At 74.8% G+C, this 16,443-nt stretch carries 12 protein-coding genes; 9 read left to right on the forward strand and 3 right to left on the reverse strand.

The window, feature by feature from the left end:
* Window positions 1-3 precede the first annotated feature (3 nt).
* Window positions 4-1,779 (reverse strand): protein kinase domain-containing protein, encoded by a 1,776-nt coding sequence (locus STTU_RS22110; RefSeq protein WP_043257652.1) that lies wholly within the window; start codon window positions 1,777-1,779, stop codon window positions 4-6.
* 367 nt (window positions 1,780-2,146) lie between these two features.
* On the opposite strand from STTU_RS22110, the gene STTU_RS22115 reads away from it, so the two are divergent.
* The 8 genes from STTU_RS22115 (at window position 2,147) to STTU_RS22150 (ending at window position 9,876) form a co-directional block, all read left to right on the forward strand.
* The gene (locus tag STTU_RS22115; RefSeq protein WP_007827021.1) at window positions 2,147-2,680 is read left to right on the forward strand and encodes an EF-hand domain-containing protein; all 534 of its coding nucleotides are present in this window, start codon (window positions 2,147-2,149) and stop codon (window positions 2,678-2,680) included.
* Window positions 2,681-2,703: 23 nt separating this feature from the next.
* A complete protein-coding gene (locus tag STTU_RS22120; RefSeq protein WP_007827023.1) occupies window positions 2,704-3,936 on the forward strand; it encodes an isocitrate/isopropylmalate family dehydrogenase in 1,233 nt (410 codons plus the stop codon).
* The gene (locus tag STTU_RS22125; protein ID WP_043255996.1) at window positions 3,933-4,580 is read left to right on the forward strand and encodes a cysteine hydrolase family protein; all 648 of its coding nucleotides are present in this window, start codon (window positions 3,933-3,935) and stop codon (window positions 4,578-4,580) included. Before STTU_RS22120 ends, STTU_RS22125 begins: the two co-directional genes overlap by 4 nt.
* Window positions 4,577-5,527 carry an SAM-dependent methyltransferase gene (locus STTU_RS22130; protein ID WP_043255998.1) on the forward strand — a complete coding sequence of 317 codons (951 nt, stop codon included), beginning with the start codon at window positions 4,577-4,579 and terminating at the stop codon, window positions 5,525-5,527. Before STTU_RS22125 ends, STTU_RS22130 begins: the two co-directional genes overlap by 4 nt.
* A gap of 349 nt (window positions 5,528-5,876) precedes the next feature.
* Window positions 5,877-6,215, forward strand: a complete 339-nt coding sequence (locus STTU_RS35620) for a hypothetical protein (protein WP_043256000.1) — start codon at window positions 5,877-5,879, stop codon at window positions 6,213-6,215.
* 36 nt (window positions 6,216-6,251) lie between these two features.
* Window positions 6,252-8,354, forward strand: coding sequence for a 4-alpha-glucanotransferase (malQ, locus tag STTU_RS22140; RefSeq protein WP_007827035.1), 2,103 nt, complete (start codon window positions 6,252-6,254; stop codon window positions 8,352-8,354).
* A gap of 395 nt (window positions 8,355-8,749) precedes the next feature.
* Window positions 8,750-8,992, forward strand: coding sequence for a hypothetical protein (locus STTU_RS22145; RefSeq protein WP_010272256.1), 243 nt, complete (start codon window positions 8,750-8,752; stop codon window positions 8,990-8,992).
* 476 nt (window positions 8,993-9,468) lie between these two features.
* On the forward strand, window positions 9,469-9,876 hold the full coding sequence (locus tag STTU_RS22150) for a PPOX class F420-dependent oxidoreductase (RefSeq protein WP_007827041.1): 408 nt from the start codon (window positions 9,469-9,471) through the stop codon (window positions 9,874-9,876).
* 184 nt (window positions 9,877-10,060) lie between these two features.
* Here STTU_RS22150 and pssA read toward each other — a convergent pair whose 3' ends face one another.
* Window positions 10,061-11,074: a CDP-diacylglycerol--serine O-phosphatidyltransferase gene (gene pssA, locus STTU_RS22155; RefSeq protein ID WP_007827043.1), complete on the reverse strand. Its 1,014-nt coding sequence runs from the start codon at window positions 11,072-11,074 to the stop codon at window positions 10,061-10,063.
* Window positions 11,075-11,991: 917 nt separating this feature from the next.
* Complete coding sequence (gene pepN, locus STTU_RS22160) at window positions 11,992-14,565, reverse strand: aminopeptidase N (protein ID WP_007827044.1); 2,574 nt, start codon at window positions 14,563-14,565, stop codon at window positions 11,992-11,994.
* A gap of 529 nt (window positions 14,566-15,094) precedes the next feature.
* Between pepN and STTU_RS22165 the strand changes: the two genes are divergently transcribed.
* The gene (locus STTU_RS22165; RefSeq protein ID WP_043256002.1) at window positions 15,095-16,432 is read left to right on the forward strand and encodes an FAD-dependent monooxygenase; all 1,338 of its coding nucleotides are present in this window, start codon (window positions 15,095-15,097) and stop codon (window positions 16,430-16,432) included.
* The last annotated feature ends 11 nt before the right edge of the window (window positions 16,433-16,443 follow it).

Raw genomic sequence — 16,443 nt, forward strand, 5'->3', positions numbered from 1 at the left:
GCGTCACTCCGGGAAGCGGAAGCCGTCCAGGGCCGCGTCGAACGTCGGGCGGTACGTCTGCCACTTGGCGTTCGGGGCGGCGAGGTACAGCTCGTACAGCGTGCCGTCCTTCGCCTTGAAGGCCAGCTCGGCCGCGCGCGTGCGCACACCGCCGTCGGTGTACGTGTACTCCCAGTAGGCCGCGTCGTGGCCCCGGTACGTCGTGCGCGACATCTTCTCGCGCTGGTAGGCCGCCACGCCGTGCGAGGTCTGGGGCTCCTCGGTCTCCTGCCAGTGCTGGAGCGGGTCGCCCGTGTACGTACTGACATCGACACGCAGATTCGCGGCCATGCCCGGCGCGTACGCGAGGAAGGCGCCCTCGCCCGAGGACCGCACCTTCCACCCCTTCGGCATCGGCACCGCGACCCGGCCCTTCTGGACCTGCGCGAGGACGTAGCCCTCCGGCACCGGCGGGACGTCCTGCCGGGCCGGGGACGCCGGGCCCGTGGCCGCGACCGGTTGCTTGCGGTCGGAGCCGGACCCCGTGCGGTCGCCCTCCCAGGGCCTCACGACGAGCCCCGCCGTCACGACCCCCGCCACGACCACGGCGGCGAGCGTCCACCACAGCACCCGGCGCCGGGACGCCCGCGCCGGTTCGCCGGGCAGCCGCGTGTGCGGCGGGGTCGGCTGGTACGGGAAGGTGGGGGCCTCTCCGGGGAAGGTGGCCGCGAGGTTCGGGGAGGGGTAGGCGGTCCGGCCGGGAGAGGGGTGGCCGGGCTCGGGCTGCCGCGCGGCCGTCGCGGCGACCGGCCCCGTACCCGTACCCGTATCCGTACCCGGGAAGGGCGGGGCTCCCGCCGTCGGCAGTGCCTCCACCGCGCCGGTCCCCGGGTACGGACTGCCGCCCGAGGGCGTCGCGTCGATCACCCGCGCCGTGACGTCCCCGCCGCCGCGCAGCGGCTCCGGCCAGCCGCCGACCTCGCGCTCCGCGCGCTCCAGGAGCCGCGCAGCCGTCGCCGCGTCCATCCGGCGCGCGGGGTCCTTGACGAGGAGCCCTTCGAGCACCGCGGCGAGCCCGCCCGCCTGACGGGGCGGCGGGTGGGCCGCCTCGAAGATCGCGTACGCCGTCTCGATCGGCGTCGGCCGGTCGAAGGGGTGCTGCCCCTCGACGGCCTGGTAGAGCGTCGCCCCGAGCGCCCACAGGTCGGCCGGCGGCCCCGGCACGGCGATGCCGGTGCGCAGCCGCTCGGGCGCCAGATACTGCACGGAGCCGATGAGTTCCCCGGTCCGGGTCAGCGAGGGCGTGCCCGGCTCGACGGCGATCCCGAAGTCGGTGAGCACGACGCGCCCGCCCTCGCCGAGGAGCACGTTCGCCGGCTTCACGTCGCGGTGCAGCACACCCACCGCGTGCGCGGCGCGCAGCGCGGAGAGCATCGCCCCGCCGATGCGCGCGGCCTCCGCGACGGGCAGCGGGCCGTCCTCGCGGAGCACGTCGGCGAGCGTCCGGGACGGCACGTACTCCATGACGATGCACGGCAGGCCGCTGTCGTCCACGACGTCGTGCACCACGATGACGTGCGGGTGCGTGATCATCGCGGCGCTGCGCGCCTCGCGCCGCGTGCGCGCGTACATGCGCTGGAGCTCGTCCTCGGCGAGGTGCGGCGGCACATGGAGCTTCTTCAGCGCGACGCGGCGCCCGAGCATCGTGTCCTCGGCGAGGTGGACGGTGCCCATGCCCCCGCTGCCGACCCGTTCGAGCAGCCGGTAGCGGCCACTGATGAGCCGGTCCGGTTCGGACACGTGCCTGCTCCCCTCGACCATCCGCTCAACCATCCCTGGACACACGGAAACAACAAGATAACTTGTACGAATTTCAGAGCGGCCCGCGCCCAGTGGCGCCTGCCCGAATCCACCGCCCCGCACCACCCCTCACCTGGCGTTCTTTCGTACAGCACACGGGAGAGTGAACGCACCTGAAAACAGCGGCACTTCACCCCATTCAGTTAAATCTCCCGCTATTCGTGTGGGGACGGAGCGGCGGGGCAGTCATCCCCCGGGCCGGACGACGTCCGGTCCTGGCCGGGCACCGTCCGGCCGTACGGAGCGGGCCGCCGGAGTTGCCGGACCGCCGGAGCGACCGGTCCCGCCGCACGAGAGTGAGCAGAACATGCGTGCTGAGGCCACCCAGCGGGTCGCGCTCGTCTTCTCCCTGCTGGACGCCAACCACAGCGGCGTCCTGGAGGCCGAGGACTTCACGCTCATGGCCGACCGGGTCGTCGCCGCGGCGCCCGAGGCCGCCGCCCCGGCCAAGGACCGGCTGCGCGGCGCCTTCGCCCAGTACTGGACGACCCTGCGCACGACGCTCGACACCAACGGCGACGGCGAGATCGACTTCGAGGAGTACGCGGCCTGCGTGCTCTCGCCCGAGCGCTTCGACGCGACCGTCACCGAGTTCGCCGAAGCCCTCGCCGCCCTCGGCGACCCGGACGGGGACGGGCTCATCGACCGGCAGGACTTCCTCGCCCTCATGACCGCGATCGGCTTCGCGCCGGTCAACACCGAGGCGCTCTTCGAAGCCTTCGGCCCCACGACGGCCGATCAGCTCCCCGTCCCCGTCTGGGTCGAGGGCATCAAGGACTTCTACGCGCCCGAGAAGGCCGACATCCCCGGCGACCAGCTGGTCGGCGGGGTCACGGTCTGAGCCGGGAAGCCCGAATCACCGAAATGAACGACATGAGCGAGCAGACACCCGGCGCCCCGGCCGGCACCGGCCCCCTCGCGGGCCCCGCCCCCACCGTCGGCCTCGCCGTCGGCCGGGGTACGGGCGAGGAGGTCGCCGCCGTCTTCACCCGCGTCCTCGGCCACCTCGCGACGCGCCACGAACGGCCCGTCACCCTCGTCCGCTCCCCGCGCGTCTACCACTCGTACGTCTCGCTGCGCCCGCTCGCCATCGAGCCGGGCGGGGCGGGCGTCCCCGAGATCCGCCGCCTCAGCGCGGAGGACGCCGCGCACTACGAGGATTGGCTGCGCGCACGGGCCGCCGCGGGGACCCGGGTCGTCTTCCGCACCGCCATCAACGCGCAGAGCCTGTACCTCGTACGGCAGCGGCTGCGCGCCGTGAAGGTCGACACGCTCGACGCGGACGGCGCCCGCATGCTGCTCGTCCGCGACGAGGCCCAGGGCTTCTACACCGGAGGGAACACCCACACCCCCGGCCACGTCTCGCGCACCACCGAGTTCAGCCGCGAGATCACCGAACAGCTCCTCGCCTACGCGCTGCGCCGCGCCCGCGAGGAGTGGCCCGAGGGCCCGGCCCGCATCGTCATGGCGTACAAGTTCCACCTCCTCGACGGCGCACTCGACGCCTGGGTACGGGACTTCGCCGCGCGCGAGGGCATCGAGGTGGGCGTCTTCCAGCCCGACACGGTCAACCGCAACCTCGTCGCCCACCGCCCCGAGGACCGCACCGTCCTCCTCGCGGGCAACGAGTGGGCCGACATCATGCACCTCGTCCTCCTCGACCGGTACGGATCGGGCCGCCAGGAGGACCACTGCACGCGCAACGTGCACCTGGACCCGGACGTCGCCGGACTCGTCGAGTACCAGACGGTGCACGGCTCCGCCGACGACCTGGAGGGCCGCGACCTCCTCAACCCGGTCGCGACCCTGCGCGCCGCCGCCGCGATCGCGGAGCGGTACGTGGGCTGCACGGGCGCCGAGGCCGCCACCGAGGCGGCGCTCGCCCGGCTCGGCGAGGCCGGAATCCGTACCCCCGACCAGGGCGGCAAGCACTCGACCACCGGGGTCGTGGACGCCTTCCTCGAGGAACTCGGGGCCGCCCACGTGCCCGTAGCGCCCGAGTCGCCCGCGTCGGGCGTGGCCCTCGCTGCGGCGTCCCTCGCGCAGGCGGTCGTGCCCGCTCCCGGGCAGGACCTCGCGCCGGGGCTCGCGAGGTGAGCGGCCAAGACGGCACGGCGCTCGTCGTCGTCGACCTCCAGAACGACTTCTGCGAGGGTCCGCTCGCCGCCTCGCGCTACCCCGGCGAGCCCGCCGTGCTCACCGCCGTCGTCCACAACACGGCCAGAGCCGTCACCGCGGCGCGCGACGCCGGGGTCCCCGTCGTCTGGGTCCGTTTCCTCGGCGACCCCGCCCACCAGGGCCCCGCCTGGCGCAGTCGCGACCGCGCCAGGGGGCGCCCGCCCAAGTGCCTCGAAGGCTCCTGGGGCGCCGAACTCGCGGCCCCGCTCGAAGCCGCCCCGCACGAGGCCGACTTCACCAAACGCGCCTGCTTCGACGCCTTCCTCTGCGAGGGCTTCGAGGACCACCTGCGCCGCCTCGGCGCCGGGCACCTCGTTTTCGCGGGCGTCTTCACCGACATCTGCGTCGACAGCACCGCCCGTACCGCCTTCCAGAAGGGTTTCCACCTCACCCTTCTCGCCGACTGCACCACCGCGCTGCACACCCCGGACACGCAGATCCTCACCTTCATGCACCGCCTCTACGGCGCCCGCGTCGTCCCGCACGCGCGTGCGGAGACCTGGACCCGCCACCCGGAGGCGATCCCGGGACCCCAGGTACCGGTACCGGGAGGCTCCTCATGAGCGACACCACGGGCACGGGCCCGTCCGGCGCGGGCTGCGCCGAGACCGGAGCGGTCGGCGCCGAGACCGGAGTGGCCGTGCGCGGGGCCGAGACCGGCGTGGCCCGTACCGCGCTGCTCGTCGCCGCCGCGCGCGCCATCGAGACCCACCGCCCCGACGCCCTCGCCCGCGACCCCTACGCCGAGCACTTCGTCCGGGCCGCCGGGGGCTGCACGGGCTGGCCGCTGCACCCCGACGACGTGCCCGGCGGGGAGGACGATCCGCTGTGGGGGCGGCTCGGCAGGTACTTCGCGCTGCGCACCCGCGTGCTCGACGACCACCTCGGACACGCGGCGCACAGCGGCGAACGGCAGGTCGTGCTCCTCGGCGCCGGGCTCGACACCCGCGCCCTGCGGCTCCCCTGGCCCGAGGGCACGGTCGTGTACGAGATCGACCAGGCCCCCGTCCTCGCCTTCAAGCAGCGCGTGCTCGACGCGCTGCCGCCCGTGCCGGGAGCCGCCGAGCGCCGGATTCTCGCCGCCGACGTCCGCGAGGACTGGGCCGGGCCGCTCAAGGAGGCGGGCTTCGACCCCACCCAGCGCACCGCCTGGCTCGCCGAGGGACTCTTCCTCTACCTCCCCGCAGCCGCCGAGGCCCGTATCCTCGCCGACCTGCACGCCCACAGCGCGCCCGGCAGCAGCCTCGCGTACGAGATCAAGCTCGGCCTCGAAACGGCGGCCGTCCGCGACTCCCCGGTCTACGCCGACACGCGCGAGCGCCTCGGCATCGACCTCCTCGACCTCTTCGACACCGAACCCCGCCCCGACTCCGCCTCCACCCTCGCCGCACTCGGCTGGCGCACCGAGACCCGCAGCCCCTTCGCCCACAGCCGCGCCCTGGGCCGCGGCCCGATGCCGGAGAAGAACGACGCCCTGGCGGCGAACCGGTGGGTGTTCGCCCTGAAGTGAGACACCGCGACGAAGGGGGCCGATATGGGTGCGAGTGCCGGTGCGGGTGCGAGTGCCGGTGCGGGTGCGGGTGCGGGTGCCCGTGCCGGTGCCCGTGCCCGTACGTGTGCCCGTGCCGGTGAAGAGCGATCTCCGCTCCGGACCCGCCCCTCCCTGCCCCTTCGGTGGGGGAGGGGGAGGTCCGGGGCGGGGCCCCAGGAACCTCCCGGCGGACGGCGCGCCACGTCCCCCGCCCGCATCCCCCCGCGTCAAAATGTGACCCGCGCCACCTCCCGCCCCCAATCAAGGGTGTCCCCGCCGCCAGCGGGTAGGGCTGCGTCTACCACGCACCCCACCCGAGGAGGCCCCCGTGGGAACACCGGCTCAACTGCTTCTGTCCGCCCTCTCCAAACGCCCGGACCTGCCGGCATCCCCGGTCGACCGCCACCGCCTCGCTGACTTCCGGCGTCCGCGACCCGCACGGCCCGACCTGTCGGCAGTGTCCGATCCCGACGCCGGCCTCCCGGGCGCCGCCTCGCACGGCGCCCAGGAACCCCCGCTGACCAGCGAACCTCCCCTCACCGACACCGCGCCGCTCACGAGCGAACCCCCGCTCGCCGAGGCGGTCCCCCTCACCAGCGAGCCCCCGTTCGCCGACCCCCACCCCGCCGAGACCTACGCGCCCGGAAGGCCCTGCGTGGCCGTCTGACCTCCGGCCGCGCGACCGAGAGAAAGCGGACCCGACATGGCACTCGCCCGGCTCGCCGCGCTCCACGGAGTGGCCACCTCCTATGCGCAGGGGCCCGAGCAGACCGTCGACGTGCCCCGCTCCGCCGTCGTCGCCGCGCTCGCCGCGCTCGGCGTGGACGCCGCCACGCCCGAGTCGGCGGCGGCGGCGCTCGCGGCGGCCGAGGCCGAGCGCGAGCGCCGGGTGCTGCCGCCGACCGTCGTCGTGTGGAGCCCCCCGGACGAGGCGGAGGGCCCCGTCGCCCCGCCGCAGGCCCTCGCGGGCCTCCCCGCGGGCACCCGATGCTCGGCCCGCACCGAGGACGGCGGGGTCACGGAGTGGACGGCCGCGCCCGGCGAGGCCGTCCCCGCACTCCCGCTCGGCGTGCACGGCCTCCAGGTGCTCACCCCGGACGGCCGCGCGGCACAGGTCCACCTCGTCGTCGCCCCCGACCACGCCCCCGCACCCGCGGGCCGTGCCACCGGGCTGCTCGTCCAGCTCTACTCCCTCCTCTCCGCGCGCTCCTGGGGCATGGGCGACCTCGCCGACCTCGGGGCGCTCGCCGGCTGGGCCGCCCGCACCCACGACCTCGGCTTCGTCCAGGTCAACCCGCTCCACGCGGCCGTCCCCGGCGAGCCCACCGACCCGTCCCCGTACCGCCCCTCCTCGCGCCGCTTCCCCGACCCGGTGCACCTGCGCGTCGAGGACGTCCCCGAGTACGCCTACCTCGACGCGGCGGCCCGCGCCCGTACCGCGCCGCTCCTGGACGCCGCCGCCGGGCTGCGCCACGCCGTCCTGCGCGAGGACGCGCTCATCGACCGCGACGCCGTCTGGGCCCTCAAGCGGCCCGCGCTCGCCGAGGTCTGCGCCGTACCGCTCGATCCCGGCCGCGCCGCCGCGCGCGAGAGCTACTACGCGGAGCACGGTGAGGCGCTCGACGACCACGCCACGTGGTGCGCGCTCGTCGACACCTACGGGCCCGAGCGCGCGGCCTGGCCGGACGGGCTCCAGGACCCGCGCTCGGCCGCGACCGCCCGCGCCCGCGGCGACCTCGCCGCGCGCGTCGCCTTCCACCGCCACCTCGCCTGGCTCACCGAGGAACAACTGCGCGCCGCGCAGCGCACCGCCCGCGAGGCCGGGATGCCCGTCGGGCTCGTCCACGACCTCGCCGTCGGCGTCCACCCCGAGGGCTCGGACGCCTGGGCGCAGCGCGACGTCTTCGCGGGCGGGATCTCCGTCGGCGCCCCGCCCGACGCCTTCAACGCGCGCGGCCAGGACTGGGGCCTGCCGCCCTGGCGCCCCGACCGCCTCGCCGCCTCCGGCTACGCCCCCTACCGTGCCCTGCTCCGCGCCCTCTTCGGCTACGCGGGCGCCGTCCGCATCGACCACGTCATGGGCCTCTTCCGGCTGTGGTGGATTCCGGCGGGAGAGGAGCCGACGGCCGGTACGTACGTGCGCTACGACGCCGAGGCGATGCTCGCCGTGCTGTGCCTGGAGGCGCACCGGGCGGGTTCGCTCGTCATCGGCGAGGACCTCGGCACCGTCGAGCCGGGCGTGCGCGACGCGCTCGCGCGGCGCGGCATCCTGGGGACGTCCGTGCTGTGGTTCGAACGCGACTGGGAGGACGGGGCCCGCCCGCTCGCCCCCGAGGAGTGGCGCCCCGGCGCGCTCGCCACCGCCACGACGCACGACCTGCCGCCCACCGCGGCCCGCTTCACGGGCGACGACGTCGTCCTGCGCGAACGGCTCGGGCTGCTCAGCGGCCCCTACGAGGAGGAGCGCGCGCGGGCCGAGGCCGACCTCCGCGAGTGGCTCGACCGCCTCGGCGCACTGCGGCTGCTGCCGGAAGGGCCCGAGGACGAGGAGGGCGTGATCCGCGCCGTGCACCGCTTCCTGCTGCGCACCCCGGCCGCGCTCACCGGCATCTGGCTCCCCGACACCGTCGGCGACCGCCGCCCGCAGAACCTGCCCGGGACCTGGACGGAGTACCCCAACTGGCGCCTCCCGCTCGCCGACGCGAAGGCGCGCGCCCTGAGCCTGGAGGAACTGACGGCTTCACAGCGGGTGGCGGAGTTCTTCGCGGGGCTGCGGGACGGGGTGGGGGAGCCGGGGGAGTGGTGAGGGGGGCTTCGGCGCGGGCGCGGGCGCGGTTTCGGTGAGGACGGGGCTTCAGTGAGGGTGGGGCCTCGGTAACGGTGGGGCCTCGGTAACGGTGGCCTTCGGCGCGGGCAGTGCTCCGGTGCGGCGAGGCTCCGTGGGGGCGCGGGGTTTCGTTGGGCGTGGGCGGACGGTGGGGTGTTGGGCCTCGGTGCACGGGGGCTTCGCCGGGGCGCGGGCTCTGGCGCGAACGGCGGCTCCGGTCGGGGCGCGGGTCCCGCGCGAACGGGGTTGCGTCGCGCGCGGGCTTCCGCCGGGCACGGGTTCCCGGCGTGTTGCGGAAGTACCTCCCCATACGGCCCCCCGCCCGCGCGGCGCCCAAGCGGCCCGGCTAAATTGGGAGCGTGGACAAGAAGCCCGTGGACAAGAAGAACTCCCTGCGCGCCGGCACCATCGCCGCCGGTACGACGCTGCTCATGCTGGCCATGACGTCCCCCGCTCTCGCGCTCACCCGCGACGACGGCGACGACCCCGGCTCAGGTCTGAGCGTGATCCAGACCCTCGGTCTGTTCGTCGGCATCCCGATCCTCGCCTTCCTGGTGATCGCGGGCCTCGTGATCGTCGGCACCAAGAAGAGCGCGGGCCAGCAGCCGCACGCCTGAGCCGCACCGCTTCCCCGTCCGCCGGGCCGGCCGGACCGTTCCCTCGCCACGGGTGAGGGCAAGGGTCCGGCCCGTGGCGTGTCCGGAGTTCCGCGAGCGCGGCGGGCCCGGCTCGGCCCGCCTACGGCGTGTCCCGCGCGGGTGCCTCCGCACGTGGAGCGTGCAGAGCCGCATCACCGGACAGACGCTCAGGACGGCTCAGCTCACTCCGTCCCGCGTCACTCCACCGCCTCCGGCCGGCCCCGCCGGCCCCGCCGGCCCCGCCGGCCCCGCCGGCCCCGCGTTCGACGCGAGACCGGCACGTGCGCACACCAGCGCGATCAGTGACCAGCGGCCAGCGCCTGCCGCGCCGCCTCGCCGTCGCGCCGCCTCACCGCTGACTGATGCCCCGCCATGGCTTCCCTCTCCGGCGCCCCCGGCGTACGGGCGTTGTCCTCCCGTTCCCCCGCACCGCCACCGGGCATAGCATCCGGCGCATGGCCATCAAGCTGAGCGATTCCGCCCGCGCGCTGCTCGCGCGGCCCCTCTACGCCGTCCTCGCCACCACCGACGGCGACGGCGCACCCGCGACCTCCGTCGTCTGGTACGGCCTCGACGGCGACGACATCGTCGTCTCCTCGCAGGAGGGCCGCCTCAAGGTCCGCAACGCCCAGCGGCGCCCGGCCGTCAGCCTGTGCGTCTACGACCCCGAGGACCCGCAGCGCTACGTCGAGGTGCGCGGCACGGCGCTCGTCTCCGAGGACGAGGGACGCGCCCTCGCCGTCCGCCTCGCCGAGCGGTACGCGGGCCCCGGCGCGGGCGAGGACTTCCTCAAGCAGCCGCCGGAGGACGTCCGGGTCGTCCTCCGCATCACCCCGGAACGCGTCACGGGCAACGCGCGCTGACACCGCGGCACGGGCCCGGCGGGGTGCGCGGGGCGGGTGGCATCCGCGGGGCCGGTGACATGCGCGGGCCTGGCGGGGTGCGTGAGTCCGGCGGGGTGCGCGGGGCCGGGTCCTAGGTGGGCCGTGCCGACGCGAGAGGGGCCCCGGAGCAGTCAGCTCCGGGGCCCCTCTCGGCGGTACGGGGTCAGGCGAAGCGCCGGCCCGCCACCCGGCGCACGCCCGCCGTGACCGGCAGCGCGGCGGCGAGGGCGACCTGGAGGCAGCAGCCCGTCACGAGCAGCGTCTCGCCGCCCGGGCAGTCCAGCGCCCAGGCCACGAGGCAGCCGATGTTGACGGCGCCCCACGCGGCGGTGGCCACGGCGAGCCGCCCGCTCGGCTTCGGGTACGCGACCCGGCTGACCATGAGGTACGCGATCGCGAGCACCGCGAGAACGGTCACGACGAAGGAGAGCTGGAGCAGCACGACGGAGAGCACGGTGAGCGCGGCGAAGGGAATCGGCATCCCCTCGAACATCCCGTCCCGCATCGTCGTGATGGAGAAGCGCGCGAGCCGCATCACCCCGCCGAGGAGCACCGCGACGGCCGAGACCGTCGCGAGCCCGAGGTGGTTCTCGCCGCCACCGACGAGACCCCACACGAGGACGAAGTAGGCGGGCGCGAGGCCGAAGCTGATGAGGTCCGAGAGGTTGTCCAGCTCGGGACCCATCCCGGAGCCGCCGAAGCGGCGCGCGACGATCCCGTCGCACAGGTCGAAGAGCGCGCCGAGCAGGATGAACATCACCGCCGACGCACCGCCCTGCCGCACCCCGTCGCCGCTCGTCCCGTCGAGCAGGTGCGGGATGAGGACGGCGGTGGTGACGCAGTAGATCGCCGCGAAACCGCACACCGCGTTGCCGAGCGTGAGCAGGTCCGCGAGCGAGAGCCGCATCCGGACCTCCTCCTCGCCCCCGCTGCCGACCGAGGGCGCGCCGGGCGGGGTGCCGGGGGAGGGAGGGGAGGGCACCTCGGCGAGAGCGGTGCCGGTGCCCGCGGCGGGGCGGGCCGGGGCGGGGGAGGGAGCGGACGCGCTGAGCGGGGTGCGGCCTGCCCCGGCGGCGGGGCGGTGGACCTGACGGGGGAGGCGGGAGAGGCGGGCCGTACGCCGGCCCCTTCGCCAGGTCCTGGTGGTCGTCTCCGGTTCGGTGACGCTCAAGATCATGCTCCTTGGGGGAACTTGAAGGTGTTCCGGAGCGGCGGACGCCACTGCGCCGCGCTGCTCCGGGAGTCGCGACGAGGCACGTCACCAAAGGGGGACGGACGCGCCCGAACCTTGACGGCTCGTCATCGCGAAGTGGCCACTGTAGCGAGCGGGGGTGCGCTCGGATGACTCCGGGCACCCACCGACCTCTCCACGACCCCCCGAATTCTCCCGATAAGACGCTTGCTGATGCTTCGTCAGTTCCCTTGCCGGGTAAGCGATATGGCTCACACGACCCGTCCGGGACGAGACCTCACCGCGCACCGCCGCCCCACCTGCCACTCCCGGGCGTGGGCGCCGACCCGCGCCCGGCCTCCGGAAGCCGTGCGTCGGGTCTGGGGCGGAGCAATGCCTTGGGCGGGCGCTGAACGGCCCGCCGGGCGCGGATCGGCCTTTCGGGCGCTGAACGATCCATCGGACGCGGATCGGCCTATCGGGTGCTGAACGATCCACCGGGCGCGGATCAGCCCTCGACCTGGACCGCTTCCCCGGCCTGGACCGCTTCCTCGGGCCGGACCGGCCCTCTGGGCGGGCCCTGCACCGGCTCCGGCCTCGACCTATCCGGCCCCCCGACCGTTCCTCTGGCCCCCGACCGATCCCCTGGGCGTCGGACGGTCCCCTGGGCGGGCTGGACCGGCCCCTCGACGGTCGACCGGCTCCCGGCCGCCCAAGGGACCTGCCTCCCGGATATGGCGCGGGTCGGCCGTTGGCCGGAACCGGCGTCCGCACCTGGGCGCAGATCACCATTTCCCCGTGCCAGGGGCAACCAGCCCCCGGCAGGGCGAACCACCCACAGCCCCCAGCGGATCGCCCCCCGACGTCTCGCCCCCGGCGGGGCGGGGCCGGGCCGCCCGGCCCCGCCCCGCCGGGGCTTCGGCTCAGCGGCCCGCGGCCGCGTCCGCCGACTGCGCCTTCAGCGCGCGCTCGACGCCCGCGCGGGACTCCGTCACCAGGCGGCGCAGGGCGTCCGAGGGCTCGGCCGAAGCAAGCCAGGCGTCCGTGGCCGCGAGGGTCTCCTCGCTCACCTGGAGCGCCGGGTAGAGGCCCACCGCGATCTGCTGCGCCATCTCGTGCGAGCGGCTGTTCCATGCCGCGCCCACGCTGGAGAAGTACTTCTCCGTGTACGGCGCGAGCAGCTCACGCTGGTCCGTCTGCACGAAGCCGAAGATCACGGCCTCCTGCACCGCGTTCGGCAGCGTGTCGGACTCGACGACCGAGGCCCACGCCTCCGCCTTCGCCTCCTCGGTCGGCCGCGCGGCGCGGGCCGTCGCCGCGTGCCGCTCGCCGGCCGCCGTACGGTCCTTGGCGAACTCGGCGTCGATCTCCTCGACGTCGTACCGCCCCACGGAGGCGAGCCGCTGCACGAAGGCCCAGCGCAGCTCCGCGTCCACGGCCAGTCCCTCGATGCTCTGCGTGCCCTCCAGGAGGCCGACGAGGATGTCGAGCTGGTCCGGGGTGCGCGCGGTGTCCGCGAAGGCACGGGCCCAGGCGAGCTGGTGGTCGCTGCCTGGGGCCGAGGCCCGCAGGTGCGCCAGCGTCGCGTCGGTCCAGCGGGTCAGCCCGCGGTCGCGCCAGGCCGGGTCCGCGTACTGGTCGATCGCGAGCTTCGCCTGCCGCTGGAGCGACTGCACGACACCGATGTCGGACTCCTTGCCGACCCCGCGCAGCACCAGCTCCACGTAGTCGCGCGCCGCCATCTCGCCGTCACGCGTCATGTCCCAGGCCGCGGCCCAGCACAGGGCGCGCGGCAGCGACTCCTCGAAGTCGCCCAGGTGCTCGGTGACGACCCTCAGCGAGTCCTCGTCGAGCCGAACCTTGGCGTAGGAGAGGTCGTCGTCGTTGAGGAGCACGACGGACGGGCGCGGCTTGCCGACGAGCGCCTCGACGGGCGTCAGCTCCCCGTCCACGTCCAGCTCGACCCGGTCCGTGCGCACGAGCTTGCCGTCCGCGCCCAGCTCGTAGAGCCCGATCGCGATGCGGTGCGGGCGCAGCACGGCCTCGCCGCGCGCCCCGGCGGGCAGCGCGGGCGCCTCCTGCTTGACGGCGAAGGAGGTGATGCGGCCCTCGCTGTCGACGTCGATCACCGGGCGCAGCACGTTGATCCCGGCCGTCTGGAGCCACTTCTCCGCCCACGTCGACAGGTCACGGCCGGAGGTCTCCTCCAGGGCGCCGAGCAGGTCGCTGAGCCGCGTGTTGCCGAAGGCGTGCCGCTTGAAGTACGCCTGCACCCCGGCGAAGAACTCGTCCATGCCCACGTAGGCGACGAGCTGCTTGAGGACGCTCGCGCCCTTCGCGTACGTGATCCCGTCGAAGTTGACGAGGACGTCGTCGAGGTCCTTGATCTCCGCCATGATCGGGTGCGTGGACGGCAGCTGGTCCTGCCGGTAGGCCCACGTCTTCTCGGTGTTGGCGAAGGTCGTCCAGGAGGCCGGCCAGCGCGTGCCCGGCGCGTGGGCCTGGCAGGCGACCGAGGTGTAGGTGGCGAAGGACTCGTTGAGCCACAGGTCGTTCCACCACTCCATCGTCACGAGGTCGCCGAACCACATGTGGGCCAGCTCGTGGAGGATGGTCTCGGCGCGCCGCTCGTAGGCCGCGTCCGTCACCTTGGAGCGGAAGACGTACTGGTCGCGGATGGTCACCGCGCCCGCGTTCTCCATCGCGCCCGCGTTGAACTCGGGGACGAAGAGCTGGTCGTACTTCTCGAACGGGTACTGGTAGTCGAACTTCTCCTGGAACCAGGAGAATCCCTGCCGGGTGACCTCGAAGATGTGCTCGGCGTCCAGGTGCTCCGCGAGCGAGGGACGGCAGTAGATGCCGAGCGGCACGCGCTGCTCGCCGTTGACGTACTCGCTGTGCACCGCGTGGTACGGGCCCGCGATGAGCGCGGTGATGTACGAGGAGATGCGCGGCGTCGGCGCGAAGGACCAGACGTTGTCCTTCGGCTCGGGCGTCGGCGAGTTCGAGACGACCGTCCAGCCCTCGGGGGCCGTCACGGTGAAGGTGAAGGCGGCCTTGAGGTCGGGCTGCTCGAAGTTGGCGAAGACGCGGCGCGCGTCCGGGACCTCGAACTGCGTGTACAGATAAGCCTGCTGGTCCACCGGGTCGACGAAACGGTGCAGGCCCTCACCGGTGTTGGTGTACGCGCAGTCCGCCACGATCCGCAGCTCGTTGCGCCCCTCGCGCAGGCCGTTCAGCGCGATGCGGGAGTCGGCGAAGACCTCGGCGGGGTCCTGGGACTCGCCGTTGAGGACGACCTCGTGGACCGCGGGCGCGATGAGATCGATGAACGTCGACGCGCCCGCCTCGGCCGCGTCGAAGCGCACGGTCGTCACGGAGCGGTACGTACCGCCCTCCTGCGCGCCGCTGAGGTCGAGGTCGATGTCGTAGGCGTCGACCGTCAGCAGCCGCGCCCGCTCCTGCGCCTCTTCGCGGGTCAGATTCGTGCCAGGCACGCTCGCTCCTCGTCCTGCTCGGTCCGGTGCGGGAGGGGGATGACCCGCCGCGCCGAATGTCGGGTTCGGTGTGTGATGCCGCCCATCCTTCCACGCGGGCAGGCCCTGGTGGGGCCCGGGAGGACCACGGATTCCCGCGCCGGTCGCGCGAGGGCCACCGGCTCTCCGGGGGCGCTCCGGGTTTTCCCCGAGAGGGTCCCCGGGTTCTGTTCGAACCCGTCCCTGAGCCACCCCTGAGGCGGCGGTGGGGGATGTCCCCGAGACTCCTTGTCCCGTCCGCCCCTTCCCCCGCCACCGCCCCGGGATGCCCGTCCGGCTGCCCTGATATTTCCCCGAGTTCCGTCCGAGGGGGCCAGAAACCCCTTTCTCCGCACAGAAGGGAACCCTCCGCCCCCTCCGGCCGTTCTGCACCCCGTGCCACCCGGGGTACTATCCGCGCGCCGAGGCCCCGTCCCGGGCCGCGACCGGGACCCGCGGGCCCGCCCGGCGCCAGGCGCCGAGGGCCCCGTACGAGAGGCGGTGCGCGCCTGTGCCCGTGGACCACGACGTCCTGGTGTCAGGGGCCGGGATCGGCGGCCTCACCCTCGCGCTCTCCCTGCACGCCGCCGGTATCAGGGCCGCCGTCGTCGAGGCCGCCGACCTCCCGCTGCCCGCGGGCACCGGCGTGAGCCTGCCGCCCAGCGCCGTCGCCGAACTCACCGCGCTCGGCCTCGGCGAGACCCTCGCCCACCACGCCGTCGCCCCCGCCGTCCTCTCCCACTACGACCGGCACGGCGGCCACCTGTGGAGCGAGCCGCGGGGCCTCGGCCTGGGGCACCCCGTGCCGCAGTACAGCATCCACCGCGCCGTCCTCCAGGACCTCCTCCTCCAGGCGGTACGGGCCAGACTCGGCGCCGACGCGGTCCGCACCTCGACCGCCGTTGTCCGCTTCCACCAGAGCGAGAGCCAAGGGGTCCGCGTCACCCTGCGAGGCGGCGGCCGGGTCCGCACCGAGACGGCGCTCGCCCTGATAGGCGCCGACGGCCTGCGTTCCGCCGTCCGTGCCGGGCTCCACCCCGGCGAGGCGCCCCCGGGCTGGAGCGGCGTGTGGCTGTGGCGCGGGCTCGTCCCCTGGCAGCCCGTCCTCGGCGGGCGCACCGTCGTGGTCGCGGGCGGCGGCGGAATCCGGCTGCACGTCCACCCCGTGTCGTACCCGTACGACAACGGCGCGCGGTCCCCTTACGGGTACGAGAGCGGCCCCGGGGCCCCGTACCCGGGCGGCCCGCGCACCCCGTATCCCCACGAGAGCCTGCCGCGACGCGGGCAGGCGCTCCTGCACTGGACCGCGAGCGTGCGGCTCGACCCGGAGGTCCTGCCCGGCGGCGCGGGGGCCGCCGACTGGAACCGCAGGGGGCGGCTCGCCGAGGTGCTGCCGCACTACGCGGGCTGGCGCATCGGCGACCTCGACGTGCCCGCGCTGCTCGCCGCCACACCCCGTATCCACGGCAGCCCGCTCGTCGGCCGCGCGCCGCTCACGCGCTGGGGCGAGGGCCGCGTGAGCCTCATCGGCGACGCCGCGCACCCGCTGCTGCCCGCCGCGCCGGACGGCACCGGGCTCGCGGTGCTCGACGCGGCGGTCCTCGCGCGCTGCCTCGCCCGCACGACCCCCGACCGCGCGGCCGGGATGCGCCTCTACGAGAGCCACCGCGCCGCCCGCGTCGCCGCGCTCGACATCGCACGACCGCTGCCCTGCGACGGCCTCCTCGACCTCGTCGCCGAGCGGGCACCGTACGGATTCGCGCAGGTCGGGGACGTACTGACGGCCGAGGAGCTGCACCACTGGACGGCGGCGCACCGGTCGCTGGAAGCGGCGGCGGAGGCGTGGTGACCGCCCGGCGG

Origin of the sequence: Streptomyces sp. Tu6071, from assembly GCF_000213055.1 — a bacterium.
GTDB classification, from domain to species: Bacteria; Actinomycetota; Actinomycetes; order Streptomycetales; family Streptomycetaceae; genus Streptomyces; species Streptomyces evansiae.

Excerpts from the sequence above, each read along its gene's own strand:
- pssA (WP_007827043.1), bottom strand. The coding sequence starts at position 11,074 with ATGATCTTGAGCGTCACCGAACCGGAGACGACCACCAGGACCTGGCGA.
- STTU_RS22130 (WP_043255998.1), top strand. The coding sequence starts at position 4,577 with ATGAGCGACACCACGGGCACGGGCCCGTCCGGCGCGGGCTGCGCCGAG.
- STTU_RS22120 (WP_007827023.1), top strand. The coding sequence starts at position 2,704 with ATGAACGACATGAGCGAGCAGACACCCGGCGCCCCGGCCGGCACCGGC.
- malQ (WP_007827035.1), top strand. The coding sequence starts at position 6,252 with ATGGCACTCGCCCGGCTCGCCGCGCTCCACGGAGTGGCCACCTCCTAT.
- STTU_RS22150 (WP_007827041.1), top strand. The coding sequence starts at position 9,469 with ATGGCCATCAAGCTGAGCGATTCCGCCCGCGCGCTGCTCGCGCGGCCC.
- STTU_RS22115 (WP_007827021.1), top strand. The coding sequence starts at position 2,147 with ATGCGTGCTGAGGCCACCCAGCGGGTCGCGCTCGTCTTCTCCCTGCTG.